The 16,889-nt window shown below is 66.8% G+C and carries 18 protein-coding genes; 11 read left to right on the forward strand and 7 right to left on the reverse strand.

Annotated elements, in window-relative coordinates:
* Window positions 1–8 precede the first annotated feature (8 nt).
* Genes QFZ47_RS16545 through QFZ47_RS16555 form a run of 3 tightly spaced genes read right to left on the reverse strand, consistent with a single transcriptional unit; the run spans window position 9 to window position 3,592 of the window.
* Window positions 9–992, reverse strand: coding sequence for an ABC transporter permease (locus QFZ47_RS16545; RefSeq protein ID WP_307656654.1), 984 nt, complete (start codon window positions 990–992; stop codon window positions 9–11).
* Window positions 989–2,599 (reverse strand): sugar ABC transporter ATP-binding protein, encoded by a 1,611-nt coding sequence (locus QFZ47_RS16550; protein ID WP_307658953.1) that lies wholly within the window; start codon window positions 2,597–2,599, stop codon window positions 989–991. Before QFZ47_RS16550 ends, QFZ47_RS16545 begins: the two co-directional genes overlap by 4 nt.
* Window positions 2,600–2,635: 36 nt before the next feature.
* Window positions 2,636–3,592, reverse strand: a complete 957-nt coding sequence (locus QFZ47_RS16555) for a sugar ABC transporter substrate-binding protein (RefSeq protein ID WP_307656655.1) — start codon at window positions 3,590–3,592, stop codon at window positions 2,636–2,638.
* 206 nt (window positions 3,593–3,798) lie between these two features.
* On the opposite strand from QFZ47_RS16555, the gene ychF reads away from it, so the two are divergent.
* Both ychF and QFZ47_RS16565 read left to right on the forward strand, forming a co-directional pair.
* Complete coding sequence (gene ychF / locus QFZ47_RS16560) at window positions 3,799–4,890, forward strand: redox-regulated ATPase YchF (RefSeq protein ID WP_307656656.1); 1,092 nt, start codon at window positions 3,799–3,801, stop codon at window positions 4,888–4,890.
* 9 nt (window positions 4,891–4,899) lie between these two features.
* The gene (locus tag QFZ47_RS16565; protein WP_307656657.1) at window positions 4,900–5,574 is read left to right on the forward strand and encodes a glutathione S-transferase; all 675 of its coding nucleotides are present in this window, start codon (window positions 4,900–4,902) and stop codon (window positions 5,572–5,574) included.
* A 10-nt stretch (window positions 5,575–5,584) separates the two neighbouring features.
* Here QFZ47_RS16565 and QFZ47_RS16570 read toward each other — a convergent pair whose 3' ends face one another.
* Window positions 5,585–6,055, reverse strand: a complete 471-nt coding sequence (locus QFZ47_RS16570; protein WP_307656658.1) for a YqaA family protein — start codon at window positions 6,053–6,055, stop codon at window positions 5,585–5,587.
* A 183-nt stretch (window positions 6,056–6,238) separates the two neighbouring features.
* Between QFZ47_RS16570 and dusB the strand changes: the two genes are divergently transcribed.
* Genes dusB through purH form a run of 3 tightly spaced genes read left to right on the forward strand, consistent with a single transcriptional unit; the run spans window position 6,239 to window position 9,177 of the window.
* Window positions 6,239–7,297 (forward strand): tRNA dihydrouridine synthase DusB, encoded by a 1,059-nt coding sequence (gene dusB / locus QFZ47_RS16575; RefSeq protein ID WP_307656659.1) that lies wholly within the window; start codon window positions 6,239–6,241, stop codon window positions 7,295–7,297.
* A gap of 19 nt (window positions 7,298–7,316) precedes the next feature.
* Entirely contained in the window at window positions 7,317–7,553 is a 237-nt protein-coding gene (locus tag QFZ47_RS16580; RefSeq protein ID WP_007838304.1) for a Fis family transcriptional regulator, read from the forward strand.
* 16 nt (window positions 7,554–7,569) lie between these two features.
* Entirely contained in the window at window positions 7,570–9,177 is a 1,608-nt protein-coding gene (purH, locus tag QFZ47_RS16585; protein ID WP_307656660.1) for a bifunctional phosphoribosylaminoimidazolecarboxamide formyltransferase/IMP cyclohydrolase, read from the forward strand.
* 37 nt (window positions 9,178–9,214) lie between these two features.
* Here the strand turns inward: purH and QFZ47_RS16590 are convergent, their stop codons facing one another.
* Window positions 9,215–9,931, reverse strand: a complete 717-nt coding sequence (locus QFZ47_RS16590; protein ID WP_307656661.1) for a TetR/AcrR family transcriptional regulator — start codon at window positions 9,929–9,931, stop codon at window positions 9,215–9,217.
* A 137-nt stretch (window positions 9,932–10,068) separates the two neighbouring features.
* On the opposite strand from QFZ47_RS16590, the gene QFZ47_RS16595 reads away from it, so the two are divergent.
* Entirely contained in the window at window positions 10,069–10,512 is a 444-nt protein-coding gene (locus QFZ47_RS16595) for a hypothetical protein (RefSeq protein ID WP_307656662.1), read from the forward strand.
* 34 nt (window positions 10,513–10,546) lie between these two features.
* Here the strand turns inward: QFZ47_RS16595 and hemL are convergent, their stop codons facing one another.
* The gene (gene hemL, locus QFZ47_RS16600; protein WP_307656663.1) at window positions 10,547–11,842 is read right to left on the reverse strand and encodes a glutamate-1-semialdehyde 2,1-aminomutase; all 1,296 of its coding nucleotides are present in this window, start codon (window positions 11,840–11,842) and stop codon (window positions 10,547–10,549) included.
* Window positions 11,842–12,807 (reverse strand): bifunctional hydroxymethylpyrimidine kinase/phosphomethylpyrimidine kinase, encoded by a 966-nt coding sequence (gene thiD, locus QFZ47_RS16605; protein ID WP_307656664.1) that lies wholly within the window; start codon window positions 12,805–12,807, stop codon window positions 11,842–11,844. The genes hemL and thiD overlap by 1 nt, the downstream gene beginning before the upstream one ends.
* Window positions 12,808–12,918: 111 nt before the next feature.
* Between thiD and QFZ47_RS16610 the strand changes: the two genes are divergently transcribed.
* The 5 genes from QFZ47_RS16610 (at window position 12,919) to QFZ47_RS16630 (ending at window position 16,842) form a co-directional block, all read left to right on the forward strand.
* Window positions 12,919–13,089 (forward strand): rubredoxin, encoded by a 171-nt coding sequence (locus QFZ47_RS16610; protein WP_007838397.1) that lies wholly within the window; start codon window positions 12,919–12,921, stop codon window positions 13,087–13,089.
* Between the two features lie 80 nt (window positions 13,090–13,169).
* Window positions 13,170–13,568, forward strand: coding sequence for a response regulator (locus QFZ47_RS16615; protein ID WP_021012487.1), 399 nt, complete (start codon window positions 13,170–13,172; stop codon window positions 13,566–13,568).
* Entirely contained in the window at window positions 13,569–13,934 is a 366-nt protein-coding gene (locus QFZ47_RS16620; RefSeq protein WP_307656665.1) for a response regulator, read from the forward strand. It abuts the gene before it with no gap.
* 19 nt (window positions 13,935–13,953) lie between these two features.
* Entirely contained in the window at window positions 13,954–14,487 is a 534-nt protein-coding gene (locus tag QFZ47_RS16625; RefSeq protein ID WP_307656666.1) for a chemotaxis protein CheW, read from the forward strand.
* 42 nt (window positions 14,488–14,529) lie between these two features.
* Window positions 14,530–16,842: a methyl-accepting chemotaxis protein gene (locus QFZ47_RS16630; RefSeq protein WP_307656667.1), complete on the forward strand. Its 2,313-nt coding sequence runs from the start codon at window positions 14,530–14,532 to the stop codon at window positions 16,840–16,842.
* Window positions 16,843–16,889 lie beyond the last annotated feature (47 nt).

Raw genomic sequence — 16,889 nt, forward strand, 5'->3', positions numbered from 1 at the left:
TTGCAGCGTCAGGCCAGGCGGCGGTCGGCCCGGCGCTGGCGCAAGGTGTCGATGATCACCGCAACCACGATGACCGCGCCGGTGATGATGCGTTTGCTCGGCTCGCTGGCGCCCACCTGCGCGAGCCCGGCCTCGAGCACCGCGATGATCAGCACGCCGAAGAAAGTGTTGACCACCGAGCCGCGCCCGCCCATGAGGCTGGTGCCGCCGATCACCACGGCCGCAATCACCTGCAGTTCGATGCCGACGCCGGCGTTGGGGTCGGCCGCTTCGAGCCGGGCCGACTGCATCAGTCCCGCGAGCCCGGCCAAGAGGCCGGTGGCGGCAAACACGATGATGCGGATCGGCCGCGGATCGATGCCCGCGAGCCGCATCGCTTCTTCGTTGGTGCCGATGCCCACCACGTGCCGGCCGAACACGGTGCGCGTGAGCACCAGCTGGCCGGCGGCCACCAGCAGCACCGCGAGCACGAAGGCCGCGGAGATGCCGCCGATCCACGGCGCGGCCAGGCCCGAGATGGCGTCGCCCACATACTGCGTGCGCGAATCGGTCACCAGGTAGGCGCCGCCGCGCACCGCTTCCAGCATGCCCAGCGAGACGATGAAGCTCGGCAGGCGCCATGCGACCGACACCGCGCCCGTCACGCTGCCGCACACCAGCCCGGTGGCAAGGCCGAGTGCGGCGGCCACCGGCACCGAGAGCTTCCACTGGAGGATGGCGGCGGCCGTCACCGCCGCGCTCAACGCGAGCACCGAGCCCACCGAAAGATCGATGCCCGCGATGATCAGCACGAAGGTCATGCCGACCGCCATCACCGCCAGCGCGGGAATTTCGTTGGCAATGGAGATGAAGGTTTCGCGCGTCAGGAAATATTCGCTCAGCGTGCCGAAGAGCGCGACCATGCCCACGAGCACGACCGTCAGGCCCAGGTAGGTGCCCAGCTGGCCCTTCAGGGCGGGGGGCGGGGCGGAGGTGGCAGCGGCTGCGGTCATGGTGTGTCGGCGGTGGCCTGTTGGCCCGGATTCGAATCGGAAATGGCGGATCCCGCCGTGGGGGTAGCGGCGCGGCCTGCCGCATCGCTGAACGCGGCGGCCAGCAGCGATTGTTCGCTCCACTGGCCGCGCTCGAACACCGCGACCAGCCGGCCGGCGCTCATCACGCCGATGCGGTCGCACATGGCCATGAGTTCGCGCAGGTCGCTCGACACCATCAGCAGGGCCTTGCCGGCATCGGTCATGCGGTCGAGCTCGGTGTACAGGTCGGCGCGCGCGCCAACGTCCACGCCGCGCGTGGGCTCGTCGAGCAGCAGCACCTTGCATTCGCGGTGCAGCCAGCGCGCGAACACCACCTTCTGCTGGTTGCCGCCGCTCAGGGTGGCAACGGGCTGCTCGATGCTGCGCGAGCGGATGCGCAGCAGCTCCACCAGCCGCCTGGCAATGCCGCGCTCCTTGGCGCGCTGCAGCCAGCCGGCCTGCGAAATGGCGCCCAGATCGCTCAGCGTCGCATTGACGCGGATCGGCTGCGTGAGCAGCAGCCCTTGCGACTTGCGGTCCTCGGTCACCAGGCCGATGCCCGCGCGGATGGCCTGCATCGGCGAGCGCCAGCCCTTGCGGGCGCGCAGCACCGGCTGCGTGGCGGCAACGCCGTCATACAGAAGAATTTCGCCGCGGTCGGCGCGGTCGGCACCGAACAGCAGGCGCACGAGTTCGGTCCGGCCCGAGCCGACCAGGCCCGCCAGGCCCATGACTTCGCCCGCGTGCAGGTCGATGTCGACGTCCTTCACGGCCTCTGCCCGGCCGATACCGCGCGCGCTCAGCAGCACCGGCCCCGCCATGCGGCGCTCGCGCCCTTCATGCTCGTGCACCGCGCGGCCCACCATGCGCTGCACCAGTTCGGATTCGCGCACGCCGGCCATGGCGCGCATGTCCACCAGCCGCCCGTCGCGCAGCACCGCCACGCGGTCGGCAATGCGCTGCAGCTCTTCGAGCCGGTGCGACACGTAGACGATGGCCACCCCGCGCGCCTTCAGCAGGTCGATCTGCTCGAACAGATGCGAAGTCTCGCGCGGCGTCAGCATGGCGGTGGGCTCGTCGAGCACCAGCACGCGCGTGTCGTCCTGCAGGTTGCGCGCAATCTCGACCATCTGCTGCTGGCCGATGCCCAGGCGCGCCACGGGCGTGGCCGGGTCGATGTGTTCCATGCCGATCTTCGCGAGCTGGCGCGCGGCCAGCTCGTGCAGCTTGCCGCGGCGGATCCAGCCGGTCCGGCTGGGCAGCCGGTCGAGCAGCAGGTTCTCGGCCACCGACAGCGTGGTGACCAGGCCCAGCTCCTGCATGACCATGCGCACGCCCAGCCGTTCGGCGTCGCGGCGCGAGGCGGGCTGGAACGCGGCGCCGTCGAGCAGCATCCGGCCGCGTGTCGGCTGCACCAGGCCGCAGACGATCTTCGACAGCGTGCTCTTGCCGGCGCCGTTCTCGCCCGTGAGCGCGAGCACTTCGCCGGCGTTCAGCACCAGCGAGACGTCGTCGAGCACCGGCGCCGCGTAGTCCTTGCCGAGCGCGCTCAGCGAGAGCACGGGAACGGCAAGGCCGGCATTCATGGCGGCGGCAGGTGCGTTCAACGTCGGCCTTTTCTCTTACTTTGCCGATGACTTGGTGACCAGCACCACGTCGGTCTTCACTTCGGCGGGCATCGATGACTGCGGCTTCTTCTCGGCCAGCGCCTTGAGCGCGGTCTCGATGCCGAACACCGCCTGCTTCGCGGCGAACTGGTCGGCCGTGGCGAGCACGCGGCCGTCGGCCAGCATCGGCTTGATGGCGCCGATGTTGTCGTAGCCCACCACCAGCACCTTGCCGGTCTTGCCCGCGGCCTTGACGGCCGCCACGGCGCCCAGCGCCATGCTGTCGTTGCCCGCGAGCAGCGCCTTCAGGTCGGGGTGCTCGCGCATCATGCCGGCGGCCACCGTGTTGCCCTTGTCGATTTCCCACTGGCCCGACTGCACGCCCACCACCGTCACGCCGGCGGCCTTCATGGCGTCCTGGTAGCCGAGGGTGCGCTGCTGCGCATTGAAGGTGGTCGAGACGCCTTCGATGATGCCGACCTTGTCGCCGGGCTTCAGGCTCTTGGCGAGCTCGTCGCCGACCAGCTTGGCGCCGGCGCGGTTGTCTGGGCCGACGAAGGGCACGGGGATGCCCTTTTCCTTGAGCGCGGCGGCGTCGAACTGGTTGTCGATGTTGACCACCAGGATGCCGCGGTCGATGGCCGCCTTGACCACCGGCACCAGCGCCTTCGAATCGGCCGGCGCGATGACCAGCGCATTGATCTTCTGCGCCATCATCTGTTCGACCATCTTGATCTGGGCGGCCGTGTCGGTCTCGTCCTTGATGCCGTTGGCCACCAGCGTGTACTGCGCGGCATGCGCCTTCTGGTGCGCCTTGGCGCCGTCTTCCATGGTGCGGAAGAATTCGTTGGCGAGCGACTTCATGACCAGCGCGACCTTGGGCTTGTCCTGCGCGAGGGCGGGCGAGGCGGCGAGGGTGCCCAGCAGCGCCAGGGCGGCTGCGCTTTGCAGCGTACGGCGGGTGAACTTCATGGCTGTTGTCTCCTGAGGTGGTTGAGCGGTGCGCCGGTCTCTGGCCGGGGGCACCGATATTACCGAACGAAAACGTTTGCGCAAACGTTTGCTAATCCGGTTTAACCCTGATCCCGAGCCGCCACGAAGTGCGTACTGCATTTCGGGACGAACCACGTCCCGCAAGCGCGTCCTTTAAAATCGCCGGTTACCCAAGAGGACCCCCCATGAGTTTGCAATGCGGCATCGTCGGCCTGCCCAACGTCGGTAAATCCACACTTTTCAATGCGTTGACCAAGGCCGGCATCGCGGCGGAAAACTATCCGTTCTGCACCATCGAGCCCAACGTGGGCGTGGTGGAAGTGCCCGATCCGCGGCTTGGCGCATTGAGCGGGATCGTCAAGCCCGAGCGCGTGGTGCCCGCCATCGTCGAGTTCGTCGACATTGCCGGCCTGGTGGCTGGCGCCAGTACGGGCGAGGGCCTGGGCAACAAGTTTCTCGCGCATATCCGCGAAACCGACGCCACCGTGAACGTGGTGCGCTGCTTCGACGACGACAACGTGATCCACGTGGCCGGCAAGGTCGATCCGATCTCCGACATCGAGGTGATCCAGACCGAACTCTGCCTGGCCGACCTCGCCACGGTCGAGAAGGCGCTGCACCGCCACACCAAGGTGGCGCGCTCGGGCGACAAGGAAGCGCAGAAGCTGGTCGGCCTGCTCGAGCGCTGCCAGGCCGCGCTGAACGAGAACACGCCGGTGCGCGCGTTGGAGTTCACCAAGGAAGAGCAGCCGCTGGTCAAGTCGTTCACGCTGATCACCGCCAAGCCCGCGATGTTCGTCGGCAACGTGGCCGAAGACGGTTTCGAGAACAACCCCTACCTCGACCGCCTGCGCGAATATGCGGCCAAGCAGGGCGCCCCCGTGGTCGCCATCTGCGCCAAGATCGAAGCCGAACTCGCCGAGATGGACGACGAGGACAAGAAGATGTTCCTCGCCGAAATCGGCCAGGACGAGCCGGGCCTGAACCGCCTGATCCGCGCGGCCTACACGCTGCTGGGTTTGCAAACCTACTTCACCGCCGGCGTGAAGGAAGTGCGCGCCTGGACCATCCACATCGGCGACACCGGCCCCCAGGCCGCCGGCGTGATCCACGGCGACTTCGAGAAGGGCTACATCCGCGCCCAGACCATCTCGTTCGAGGACTACATCGCCTACAAGGGCGAGCAGGGCGCGAAGGACGCGGGCAAGATGCGTTCGGAAGGCAAGGAATACGTGGTCAAGGACGGCGACGTGATGAACTTCCTGTTCAGTTCGTAAAGCCGCCGCATGCTCACCGTCCACCACCTCAACAACTCGCGCTCGCAGCGCGTGCTTTGGCTGCTTGAAGAACTCGGTCTGCCCTACGAGATCGTCCACTACCAGCGCGATCCCCGGACGATGCTGGCGCCCGCTTCGCTGCGGGCCGTGCATCCGCTCGGCAAGTCGCCGGTGGTGACCACGGACGACGGCCTGGCGCTGGCGGAATCGGGTGCCGTGATCGAAACGCTGATCGAGCGCCATGGCAGCGGCCGGCTGGCGCCCGCGGCGGGCACGCCGGAGGCGGTGCGCTATCGCTACTGGCTGCATTTCGCGGAAGGCTCGGCCATGTCGCCGCTGCTGCTCAAGCTGGTGTTCGACAGGATCGAGAGCAGCAAGATGCCGTTCTTCGTGAAGCCGATCGCGAAGATGATCTCCGGCAAGGCCAAGGCGGCCATCGTCATGCCCAACATCGAGAACCACCTGAACTTCATGGAAGCCGAGCTTGGCAAGAGCGAGTGGTTCGCCGGCAGTGAATTCACGGGTGCCGACATCCAGATGAGTTTTCCGGTGGAGGCCGCGCAGGCACGCGGCGGGCTCGACGCGAAGCGGCCCAGGCTCATGGCGTACCTGGAGCGCATCCACGCGCGCCCGGCCTACCAGCGCGCGCTCGAACGCGGCGGCCCCTACGGCCTGTTGAGCTGAAGCGTTCGTCTCAGGACGGGAACACGTAGAGCAGCGCGACCGTCATGCTGACATAGCGCAGGAATTTTCCAATCGCCATGTACCCAAGGCATGGCCAGAAGGGCAGCTTGAGCCAGCCCGCCACTGCGCAGAGCGGATCGCCCACGATCGGCAGCCAGCTCAACAGGCAGGCCTTGGGCCCGAGCCGCTCCAGCCAGCCCAATACGCGCACATGATGTTTCGAGTGCGAGTATTTGTCGGCCACCTTGTGCGCGCCGTAGCCCATCCACCAGTCGACCGCGCCGCCCAGCGTGTTGCCCACCGTGGCCACCAGGATGGCCGGCCAGAACATGTCGGGGTTGAGCTTGAGCAGCCCGAAAAGAATGGGCTCCGAGCCCACCGGCAGCAGCGTGGCCGAGACGAAGGCCGCGATGAACAGCGTGGAGAGTCCGTATTGCGGAAGCGCGAGTAGCGCCAGAAGTGCGTCGAGCCAGGCTTGCATAGGGTGAAATGAGTCGACGCAGTATAGGCAGCGGGCCTTCTGCGGCAGGTCGGAGAAAGCGCCGTGCATGGCGGGGGTGTCGCCGCGGTACCGCGCGCGCAAATCGTTTCAGCCGCCGGCATCGCGCGTGGCTACAATCGTGCCTCATTTTTCAGCAGCCGAACTCGCGACGCTTCCTCCTTCATGACCTTGCAGATCGGCACCCACACGCTGGAAAACCGCTTGTTCGTTGCGCCCATGGCCGGCGTGACGGACCGGCCGTTCCGCATGCTGTGCCGCGAACTCGGCGCGGGCTATGCAGTCAGCGAGATGGTCACGTCGCAGAAGGAACTCTGGAACACGCTCAAGACCTCGCGCCGCGCCAACCACGATGGCGAGCCGGGTCCCATTGCGGTGCAGATTGCCGGCACCGATGCGGCCATGATGGCCGAGGCCGCGGTCTACAACATCGAGCGCGGCGCGCAGATCATCGACATCAACATGGGCTGCCCGGCCAAGAAGGTCTGCAACAAGTGGGCCGGCTCGGCGCTGATGCGCGACGAGCCGCTGGCGCTTGAAATCGTGCAGGCCGTGGTCGATGCGGCAGAGCCGTTCAACGTGCCGGTCACGCTCAAGATGCGCACCGGCTGGAGCCAGGAGCACCGCAATGCGGTGAAGCTCGCGCGCGATTTCGAATCGGCCGGCGTGCAGATGCTCACCGTGCACGGCCGCACCCGCGAGCAAGGCTACAAGGGCAACGCCGAGTACGACACCATTGCCGCCGTGAAGGCCGCGGTGCGCGTGCCGGTGGTGGCCAACGGCGACATCCGCTCGCCCGAGAAGGCGCGCGACGTGCTCGCGGCCACCGGCGCCGACGCGGTGATGATCGGCCGCGCGGCGCAGGGGCGGCCGTGGATCTTCCGCGAGATCTCCCATTTCCTCGCAACGGGCACGCACCTTGCACCACCGCTGGTCGCCGAAGTGCGCCGTCTGCTGCTCGACCACCTGGTGGAGCACTACGCGCTCTACGGCGAGTTCAGCGGCGTGCGCACCGCGCGCAAGCACATCGGCTGGTATGTGCGCACGTTGCCGGACGGTGAAGCTTTCCGCGCGCGGATGAACACCATCGAGGACTCCGCCGCGCAGCTGAGTGCGGTCGGCGATTATTTCGACGGGCTGGCGGACCGCATGGACCGTATGCCCGTATACCAGGCGGCCGAAGAGCTGTCCGGTGAAGAGGAGGCGGCCTGCGCCGCCGATTGAGAGGAAGAGAAGAAAAAGCATGAGCAAGAAACACATCGAGGACTGCGTGCGCACCAGTCTGGACAGCTACTTTCGCGATCTGCGCGGCACCGAACCCGACGGCATGTACGAGATGCTCGTGCGCGTGGTCGAGAAGCCCCTGCTCGACGTCGTGATGACGCGCGCCGAGGGCAACCAGTCGAAGGCTGCGCAATGGCTGGGCCTGAATCGCAACACGCTTCGCAAGAAGCTGGTCGAACACAAACTTCTGAAATAACTACCCGGCATATTCCATGGCCCAGACCGCACTCATCTCCGTCTCCGACAAAACCGGCATCCTCGAATTCGCGCAAGCCTTGCATGCGCTGGGCATCAAGCTGCTGTCCACCGGCGGCACCGCCAAGCTGTTGGCCGATGCCGGGCTGCCCGTGACCGAAGTGGCCGACCACACCGGCTTTCCTGAAATGCTCGACGGCCGCGTGAAGACGCTGCATCCCAAGATCCACGGCGGCCTGCTCGCGCGGCGCGACCTGCCGGCGCATGTGGCAGCCATCAAGGAACACGGCATCGACACCATCGACCTGCTGGTGGTCAATCTCTATCCCTTCGAAGCCACCGTGGCCAAGGCCGGCTGCACGCTGGAAGACGCGATCGAGAACATCGACATCGGCGGCCCGGCCATGGTGCGCAGCGCGGCCAAGAACTGGAAGGACGTGGGCGTGCTGACCGACGCCTCGCAGTACGCCGTGGCGCTGGCCGAGCTCCAGGCCGGCGGCAAGCTCAGCGACAAGACCAGGTTCGCGTTCTCGGTGGCCGCGTTCAACCGCATCGCCGACTACGACGGCGCCATCAGTGACTACCTCTCGGCCATCGACTTCGACGCCAGCATCGGCCAGCCTTCGCCCACGCGCTCGATGTTCCCGGCGCAGAGCAATGGCCGCTTCGTGAAGGTGCAGGACCTGCGCTACGGCGAGAACCCGCACCAGCAGGCCGCGTTCTACCGCGACCTGTATCCGGCGCCCGGCTCGCTCGTGTCGGCGAAGCAATTGCAGGGCAAGGAACTGAGCTACAACAACATCGCCGATGCCGACGCCGCATGGGAATGCGTGAAGAGCTTCGACGTGCCCGCCTGCGTGATCGTCAAGCACGCCAACCCCTGCGGCGTGGCCGTGGGCAAGGACGCGGCCGAAGCCTACGCCAAGGCCTTCAAGACCGACCCGACCTCGGCCTTCGGCGGCATCATCGCCTTCAACCGCCCGGTCGATGGCGAGACCGCGCAGGCCATTGCCAAGCAGTTCGTCGAAGTGCTGATGGCGCCGGGCTACACGCCCGAGGCGCTTGCCGTGTTCCAGGCCACCAAGGTCAAGCAGAACGTGCGCGTGCTCGAAATTGCTTTGCCGCCGGGCGGCCAGACCGACTGGGACAACGGCCGCAACTTCATGGACGTCAAGCGCGTCGGTTCGGGCCTGTTGATGCAGACCGCCGACAACCACGAGCTCGCGGCCAGCGACCTCAAGGTGGTCACCAAGAAGCAGCCCACGCCCGAGCAGCTGCAGGACCTGCTGTTCGCGTGGAAGGTCGCCAAGTATGTGAAGAGCAACGCCATCGTGTTCTGCGCCGGCGGCATGACCATGGGCGTGGGCGCGGGCCAGATGAGCCGCCTCGACTCGGCGCGCATCGCAAGCATCAAGGCCGAGCACGCGGGCCTGTCGCTCAAGGGCACGGCGGTGGCAAGCGATGCCTTCTTCCCGTTCCGCGACGGGCTCGACGTGGTGGTCGATGCCGGCGCGAGCAGCGTCATCCAGCCGGGCGGCTCGATGCGCGACCAGGAAGTGATCGATGCCGCCGACGAGCGCGGCGTGGTCATGGTGCTCTCGGGCGTGCGCCACTTCCGGCACTGAGCCTCGCGCCGCTCCTCGGCCAGGGCCGGGCTGTCCGCTAGCGTTTCGCTGGCGTGCGCAGTCCGGCTTTTTTCTTTGCTGGTGGAGCCGTCGTTTCGTTCGCCTGTGCCGCGCCCGCGAGCAGCGACATGAAGAAGTCGAGCGTGCCGGCCATTGTCTTCGCGGTCGATTGGCGCGACAGGCTCCATTCCGGAAAGTGCCCGTCGACCGCCATGCGCGCGAGGCCGTAGACCAATGCGCGTGCGGCGATCTGCGCATGGGCGGCATCGGCGCCGCCTGCATTGCCTCCAGTCGCGAAGGCTTCGTCGAACAGCTCGCGCATCCGGGTGCGGATCGTCTCGTTGTCGCTGCGCAGGCTCGGCGAACTGTCGTAGTCGATCAGCGCGCGTTCGCTGATCACGCGGAAGTGCGTCGGGTTCGTGCGTGCCCATTCGATATAGGCGTGGCCGATGGCGCCGAAGCGCACCAGCGCGGGCGCGTCGGCTACTGCTGCCACGGCCTGCTCCACATGCGCGCGCAGCCGCTGGGTGGCCTGCTCGGCCACCGCCGTCAGCAGCGCGGTCTTGGTGGCGAAGTGGCGAAACGGCGCACCCGGGGAAACGCCCGCGCGCTTGGCCGCTTCGCGCACGCTGAGCTTGTCGAGGCCGTCGCGTTCGATCAACTCGACCGCGGCCTGGATCAGGGCTTCGCGCAGATTGCCGTGGTGATAGGCGCCGCGCATTTCGGGCACGGGCGGAGATGAGCGAGTGGTCATGCGGCGAGAAAGAGTTGAACCCTCAATGTAATCAATGCTTATTTTGCGCTAGACTGCGCCTGCCTTGATGTATGCATTGATTACATCGAGGCGATCGTCCTGCTTTCTCCCACCCATCGTTCCCATTGGAGTCTTTCATGCGCATTCGTCCTGCTTTCCTGTTTGCCGCTGCTCTGTGGGTTTGTGCAGCCTCGGCCCAGGAGCCCGCGGCAACCCTGCAGATCGCCTGGCCACCCGAAGGGGCGGTGATCCCGCTCGGCGGCGATGCGGAGCGCTCCGTCGGCGTCGTGGTGCAGAGCAACTTCAAGCTGCTGCCGGCCGGGCAGTGCGGCAGCGACACGCGCTGCGGCCACATCCACATGAAGATCGACCCCGAGGGCGACAGCTGCAACTTGCCGGGCCGGCCCTACAACAGCATGAACAGCGACTTCGGCGGCGACCTGATCAAGGCGCGCTTCGGTCCGTGTCCGTCGCCGGTGGGAAGCCATGTGGTCGGCGTGCTGCTGGCGGATGACCATCACAAGCCGATCCTGGTGAACGGCAAGCCCGTGACGGCGCTGGTGAAGGTCAGCACCCGCTGAGCGGAAGGGGGCCGTTCCCGCCCCCCACAGGCGATCAGAGGGATCGGACAGTCCTGAAAACCTGCCGCGCCGCTTCGATGGTCGCGGCAATGTCGTCGTCGCTGTGGGCAGCGCTCACGAAACCGGCCTCGTAGAGCGCCGGCGCGATGTACACGCCGCGGTCCAGCAGGCCGTGGAACAGCGCGTTGAACTTCGCGTTGTCGGTGGTCATCACGGTGGCGTAGTTCTGCGGCAGCTCGTTCATCAGGAAGAAGCCGAACATGCCGCCTTCGCTGTCGGCGTTGAAGGGCAGCCCTTCGGCCGCGGCGGCGGCCTTGAGGCCGTCGGCCAGCGAGCGCGTCTTCCTGCCCAGCGCCTCGTAGAAGCCGGGGCGCGCAATTTCCTTCAGCGTGGCCAGGCCGCAGGCCGTAGCCACCGGGTTGCCCGACAGCGTGCCAGCCTGGTAGACCGGGCCGAGCGGCGCCAGCTGCTCCATGATGGCGCGCGGACCGCCGAAGGCCGCCAGCGGCATGCCGCCGCCAATGACCTTGCCAAGCACCGTGAGGTCGGGCGTGATGCCCAGCACGCCCTGCGCGCCGTGCAGGCCGACGCGAAAGCCGGTCATCACTTCGTCGAACACCAGGAGCGCGCCGTGCTGCGTGCACAGCGCGCGGCAGCGGGCGGCGAAGGCGGGCGTGGCGCGCACGAAGTTCATGTTGCCGGCAATCGCCTCGATCATCAGGCAGGCGATGTCGTTGCCGTGCAGCGCGAAGGCTTCTTCGAGCTGCGCGATGTTGTTGTACTCGAGCACCAGCGTGTGCTGCGTGACCTCGGGCGGCACGCCGGCCGAGGTGGGATGGCCGAAGGTGGCGAGGCCGGAGCCGGCCTTCACCAGCAGCGCGTCGGCATGGCCGTGGTAGCAGCCCTCGAACTTGATGATGTGCTTGCGGCCGGTGGCGCCGCGCGCCAGGCGCAGCGCGCTCATGGCGGCCTCGGTGCCCGAGCTCACGAGCCGCACCATCTCCATCGACGGGACCAGCGCGAGGATGGCTTCGGCCAGCTCGATCTCGCGCTCGGTGGGCGCGCCGTAGGAGAAGCCCTCGAGCACGGCCTTCTGCACCGCCTCGACGACGGCCGGATGGCCGTGGCCCAGGATCATCGGGCCCCAGGAGCCGATGTAGTCGATGTAGCGCTTGTCGTTGGCGTCCCAGAAATAGGCGCCCTCGGCCCGGCGGATGAAGCGCGGCGTGCCGCCCACGGCCTTGAAGGCGCGCACCGGCGAATTGACGCCGCCGGGAATGACGGCGCGGGCGCGCTCGAAAAGAATGTCGTTTTGATCAGCGGTGGGCATCAGTGTCGGGTGTCGTGAGGGGGCAGTGCGAAATCGGGGGTCGCGTCGGGGTCTTCATCGTCGTCTTCGTCGTCCTCCGGCTCGGCCCAGAACAGGCGGTCCGGCAGCACGTGGCCCATGCCGGGGCGGAAACCGGCGTCGAGGCAGCGGTCCATGTAGGCCAGGGCCTCGGTGGTGGCGGCCACCAGGTCGGTGCCGCTCGCGAGCAGGGCGGCCAGCGCGGCCGACAGGGTGTCGCCCGCGCCGGCGAAGACGGCTTCGAGCCGCTCGTATTTCTCGCTGGCGAGCACCGACTGCGGGGAGGCCAGCACGTTGTCGATGAACTGGTCGGGCAGCACCATGCCGGTGACCAGCGTGTAGGGCACGCCGAACTCGCCAGCGGCCTTGGCGATGTCGCGCGCGCCGGGCGGACGCTCGCCGCTCCAGTCGGGAAGCAGCCAGCGCCACAGCGTACTGTGGTTTCCTACCAACACTGTGGCCTGCGGCAGGAGCAGTTCGCGGAACGCGTCGAGATAGCCCTCGATCAGGTTCTCGTCCCACCAGGAAAGGTTGGGCATGTAGGCCACCAGCGGCACCTCGGGGTAGTCGGAGGCGGTCTCGGCGATGGTGCTCAGGGCCTCGGGCGTTCCGACGAAGCCCACCTTGATGAGCTGGACCTCCACGTCCTCGAGGATGGCGCGCGCCTGTTCGGCGATGGCCTCTTCCTCGAAGGCGAAGTGGTCGAATATCTCGGCCGTGTCGCGGGCGTAGGCGCCTGTGACCACCGGCAGCATGTGCGCGCCGACCGAGGCCATGGCCAGGGCGTCGGCGCCCAGGCCGCCCGCACCGCTCGGATCGCTGGCATTGAAGACCAGCACGCAGGGCGGATTCAGGTCGCGCTCGGCCAGCTCTTCGGCGTCCGGCGGGGGGTCGTTAAGATTGCCCGGTTTGCGGGCGCTGTCTGCTGGATGTAAGTAAATGGTCATACGCCGGGCGAAATCCCTTGGATGGTGGCATGGGCGCGACGTTTACCGCCTGCCAGTGAGATACGCATAGATACACTCGTTGCATTTAATGAACAAGGACTTTAAGCTCCGATGAATACGAAAACTTGGATGTGCCTGATTTGTGGGTGGATCTATGACGAAGCGGTTGGTGTGCCGGAAGACGGCATCGCGGCAGGCACGGCCTGGGCCGATGTCCCGATGAACTGGACCTGTCCTGAGTGCGGTGCGCGCAAGGAAGACTTCGAAATGGTTGAAATCTAAAAGCATGGCATAGGGCTACGCGATCTGCGCCGATGTACGGCGCGGCGGGCATCCAAGTCTCGTCAGCAGGAGTGTGTGCAATGGGGCCGAATGGATCAGGTTACAAGGTGCTTGTCATCGACGACAGCAATACGATCCGGCGCAGCGCCGAAATATTTCTGAAGCAGGGCGGGCACGAGGTTCTTCTTGCGGAAGACGGCTTCGACGCGCTCTCCAAGGTTAACGACCACAAGCCGCATCTGATTTTCTGCGACATCCTGATGCCGCGCCTGGATGGTTACCAGACCTGCGCCATCATCAAGCGCAACGCTCATTTCTCCAATGTTCCGGTCGTGATGCTTTCGTCGAAGGACGGTGTCTTCGACAAGGCCCGCGGCCGCATGGTCGGATCGCAAGACTACCTGACCAAACCTTTCACCAAAGACCAGCTGCTGCAGGCCGTGCAGCAGTTTGGCATCGTTCAACAGGAAGTGCAGTAAATGCCCATTCGAAAAATCCTCGTCGTCGACGACTCCAAGACGGAACTGGTGTTCCTCACGGACCTGCTCCAGAAGAACGGCTTTGCCGTCAAGACCGCCGAAAATGCCGAAGACGCCATGCGCCGCCTCGAAGAGGACCAGCCCGACCTGATCCTCATGGACGTCGTCATGCCCGGCCAGAACGGTTTCCAGCTGACGCGCGCCATTGCCCGCGATCCGCAGTACGCCGCCATCCCGATCATCCTGTGCACGAGCAAGAACCAGGAAACCGATCGCGTCTGGGGCATGCGCCAGGGCGCCCGCGACTACATCGTGAAGCCGGTCAACGCGGCCGAGCTGATGTCCAAGATCAGCGCGCTGGCCTGAGCCGGAGCCTGCCGAGTCCATGGCGAATCGCGACGCTCTCCGAGCCTTCCAGTCCCGGCTTGCGAGCCGCCTGCAGGCCGCGCGCACGACCGGCGTTGCCGCCGCGTGGCTCGCGGTCGAGGCGGGCGAGGGCAGGTACCTCTTTCCACTTGGCCATGCGGGCGAGATATTCCCGTGGACGCCGCCCCAGCCCGTGCCCTACACCCGACCCTGGTTCCTGGGCGTTGCCAACCTGCGCGGCGGCCTCTACGGCGTGGTGCACCTGTCGACGTTCGCCTCGGGTGCGCCCGGCGTCGCGGCCGCCACCGAGGCGGCGCGCATGCAATCGCGGCTCGTTGCCTTCAACGAGTTGCTCGAAGTGAACTGCGCATTGCTGGTCGACCGGCTGGCGGGGTTGCGGGGTGCCGAGGCCTTCACGGCGTCGGAGCCGCCAGGCGCACAGGCGCCTGCCTGGCTGGGGCACCTCTACACCGATGCGGCGGGCGAGCGCTGGCAGGAAGTCAACCTGCAGGCGCTTTCGCAGCAGCCCGAATTTTTAAGCATTGGCGCCTAGTGCTTCCGCACAGCCCAAAGACAACCACCTGAAGGACCGACCGTGAGCTCGATCGCCGACAAGTTCAAGAAATTACTGCCCGCGAACAGCGGCAACGACAAAGCCCGCGTCGACGGCTCCGGTTCCCTGTCGCTCGACAACGTCGACACGGTTCAGGCCCTGGAGCAAAAGACCGTCCGGCTGGCCCGCAAGGGCGGCGCCCCGGCCGATCCGCTGCCCACCGGATTTGCCGACGAACTGCTGGCCGGCAGCGAGGCAGCCAACGAGGCCGCATCGCCCGAAGGCGCCCCGGCGCAGGCCGCGGCCGGCAGCTCGGGTTCGAACCCGGCGCGCCAGCAGCGCATCCTGGCCATCATGCTGGCGGTCGTGGTGCTGCTGCTGCTGCTGGTGGCTGGCTCCGCCATTCTTCGCGCCGAGCGCCTTGCGCAGCAAGTGGCCGCCACCGGCCAGTCGCTGATGCAGTCGCAGCGGCTTGCAAAGTCGATCTCCCAGGCCCTCGTGGGCAGCGCCCCTGCCTTCGTCGAAGTGAAGGACAGCGCCGACGACCTCACGCGCCGCGTGCAGGGCCTGACCAACGGCGACGACGCCCTGCGCCTGGAGCGCGTGGGCAACCAGTACGACGAGGACATGGGCAAGATCAATCCGCTGGTCGCCCGTGCCGATGCCAGCGCCAAGGCCGTGCTGGCCCAGCGCCAGATCCTGACCCAGGTGGGCACCGCGCTGCGCGACATCAACCAGCAGTCCTCCGCGCTGCTCGAAATGACGGAAACCGTCGCTTCGCTGAAGATGCAGCAGAACGCCACGCTGCCGGAAATTTCCGCCGCCGGCCAGCTCGTGATGCTGACCCAGCGCATCGGCAAGTCGACCAACGAATTCTTCACGGTCGAGGGCGTGAACCCCGACGCCGTGTTCCTGCTCGGCAAGGACTTGAACACCTTCCAGGAAACCACGCGCGGCCTGCTCGACGGCAATGCGCAGCAGCGCTTCCCCGGCTCGAAAGACCCGCAGACCCGCCAGCAGCTCGAAGCCATTCTGAAGACCTACGAGCAGATGCGCACGCAGGCCTCGGCCATCCTGGGCAACCTGCAGGGCCTGGTGGCAGCGCGTGAAGCACAGGCCTCCATCCTGACCGACAGCGAACCGCTGCGCAAATCGCTCGGCGAACTGCAGGACAAGCTGTCCGCGCGCACCGGCCTGGGTGCCGGAACCATCGTGATGCTGTTCGTGCTCTCGCTGGCCGCCCTGGCCCTGGCCGGCGCCATCGGTTTCGTGCAGGTGCGCGAAGGCCGCGAACGTGCTGCCGTTGCCGAACGGGAGCGTCTCGCGGCCGAACAGGCCAGCGACGAGGCCGGCCGCATCAACAACGCCAACCAGGCCGCCATTCTTCGGCTGATGAACGAACTGCAGACGGTGGCCGAAGGCGACCTGACGCAGGAAGCCACCGTGACCGAGGACATCACCGGCGCCATCGCCGACTCGGTGAACTACACGGTGGAAGAACTGCGCCTGCTGGTGGGCAACGTGCAGAACACGGCCACCCGCGTGGCGCAGACCACGTCGCAGGTGGAAAGCACCTCGACCGAGCTGCTCGCCGCCTCGACCGAACAGCTGCGCGAGATTCGCGAAACCGGCCAGTCGGTGGTGACCATGGCCGAGCGGATCAACGGCGTGTCTTCCCAGGCGCAAGAGTCCGCCACGGTGGCGCGCCAGTCGCTGCAGGCTGCGTCTTCGGGCCTGCAGGCCGTGCAGAACGCCATCGGCGGCATGAACTCCATCCGCGACCAGATCCAGGAAACCTCCAAGCGCATCAAGCGCCTGGGCGAATCGTCGCAGGAGATCGGTGAAATCACCGAACTGATCTCGGACATTACCGAACAGACGAACGTGCTGGCACTGAACGCCGCCATCCAGGCCGCATCGGCCGGTGAAGCCGGCCGCGGCTTCTCGGTGGTGGCGGAAGAAGTGCAGCGCCTGGCTGAACGTTCCGCGGACGCCACGCGCCAGATCTCGGCGCTGGTGAAGGCCATTCAGACCGACACGCAGGACGCGGTGGGCGCCATGGAGCGTTCCACGCAGGGTGTGGTCGAAGGGGCCAAGCTGTCCGACAATGCCGGTACCGCGCTGTCCGAGATCGACCGCGTGTCGCGCCGGCTTGCAGACCTCATCGAGCAGATTTCGCAGTCCGCCTCCCGCGAGGCCGATTCGGCCAACGTGGTGGCGGCCAACATCCAGCACATTTTTGCGGTGACCGAGCAGACCGGAGAAGGTACCCGCAACACCGCCCAGCAGGTGCGCGAACTCTCGCAGATGGCCGAAGAACTGCGCCGCTCGGTGGCCCGTTTCAAGATCGCCTGATGAAGCTCTCCCCTAGTCTTCGCGCACTTCGTGTCGCTTCGGAAAAC

This window comes from Variovorax paradoxus, assembly GCF_030815975.1.
GTDB classification, from domain to species: domain Bacteria; phylum Pseudomonadota; class Gammaproteobacteria; order Burkholderiales; family Burkholderiaceae_C; genus Variovorax; species Variovorax paradoxus_N.

Bases quoted from the DNA above. Each gene is read 5' to 3' on its own strand.
- QFZ47_RS16565 (WP_307656657.1), top strand. From the start codon at position 4,900: ATGCTCACCGTCCACCACCTCAACAACTCGCGCTCGCAGCGCGTGCTT.
- QFZ47_RS16550 (WP_307658953.1), bottom strand. From the start codon at position 2,599: ATGAATGCCGGCCTTGCCGTTCCCGTGCTCTCGCTGAGCGCGCTCGGC.
- QFZ47_RS16570 (WP_307656658.1), bottom strand. From the start codon at position 6,055: ATGCAAGCCTGGCTCGACGCACTTCTGGCGCTACTCGCGCTTCCGCAA.
- QFZ47_RS16590 (WP_307656661.1), bottom strand. From the start codon at position 9,931: ATGACCACTCGCTCATCTCCGCCCGTGCCCGAAATGCGCGGCGCCTAT.
- QFZ47_RS16555 (WP_307656655.1), bottom strand. From the start codon at position 3,592: ATGAAGTTCACCCGCCGTACGCTGCAAAGCGCAGCCGCCCTGGCGCTG.
- QFZ47_RS16615 (WP_021012487.1), top strand. From the start codon at position 13,170: ATGGGGCCGAATGGATCAGGTTACAAGGTGCTTGTCATCGACGACAGC.
- purH (WP_307656660.1), top strand. From the start codon at position 7,570: ATGGCCCAGACCGCACTCATCTCCGTCTCCGACAAAACCGGCATCCTC.
- dusB (WP_307656659.1), top strand. From the start codon at position 6,239: ATGACCTTGCAGATCGGCACCCACACGCTGGAAAACCGCTTGTTCGTT.
- QFZ47_RS16580 (WP_007838304.1), top strand. From the start codon at position 7,317: ATGAGCAAGAAACACATCGAGGACTGCGTGCGCACCAGTCTGGACAGC.
- QFZ47_RS16545 (WP_307656654.1), bottom strand. From the start codon at position 992: ATGACCGCAGCCGCTGCCACCTCCGCCCCGCCCCCCGCCCTGAAGGGC.
- ychF (WP_307656656.1), top strand. From the start codon at position 3,799: ATGAGTTTGCAATGCGGCATCGTCGGCCTGCCCAACGTCGGTAAATCC.
- QFZ47_RS16625 (WP_307656666.1), top strand. From the start codon at position 13,954: ATGGCGAATCGCGACGCTCTCCGAGCCTTCCAGTCCCGGCTTGCGAGC.
- QFZ47_RS16620 (WP_307656665.1), top strand. From the start codon at position 13,569: ATGCCCATTCGAAAAATCCTCGTCGTCGACGACTCCAAGACGGAACTG.
- QFZ47_RS16610 (WP_007838397.1), top strand. From the start codon at position 12,919: ATGAATACGAAAACTTGGATGTGCCTGATTTGTGGGTGGATCTATGAC.
- thiD (WP_307656664.1), bottom strand. From the start codon at position 12,807: ATGACCATTTACTTACATCCAGCAGACAGCGCCCGCAAACCGGGCAAT.
- QFZ47_RS16595 (WP_307656662.1), top strand. From the start codon at position 10,069: ATGCGCATTCGTCCTGCTTTCCTGTTTGCCGCTGCTCTGTGGGTTTGT.
- hemL (WP_307656663.1), bottom strand. From the start codon at position 11,842: ATGCCCACCGCTGATCAAAACGACATTCTTTTCGAGCGCGCCCGCGCC.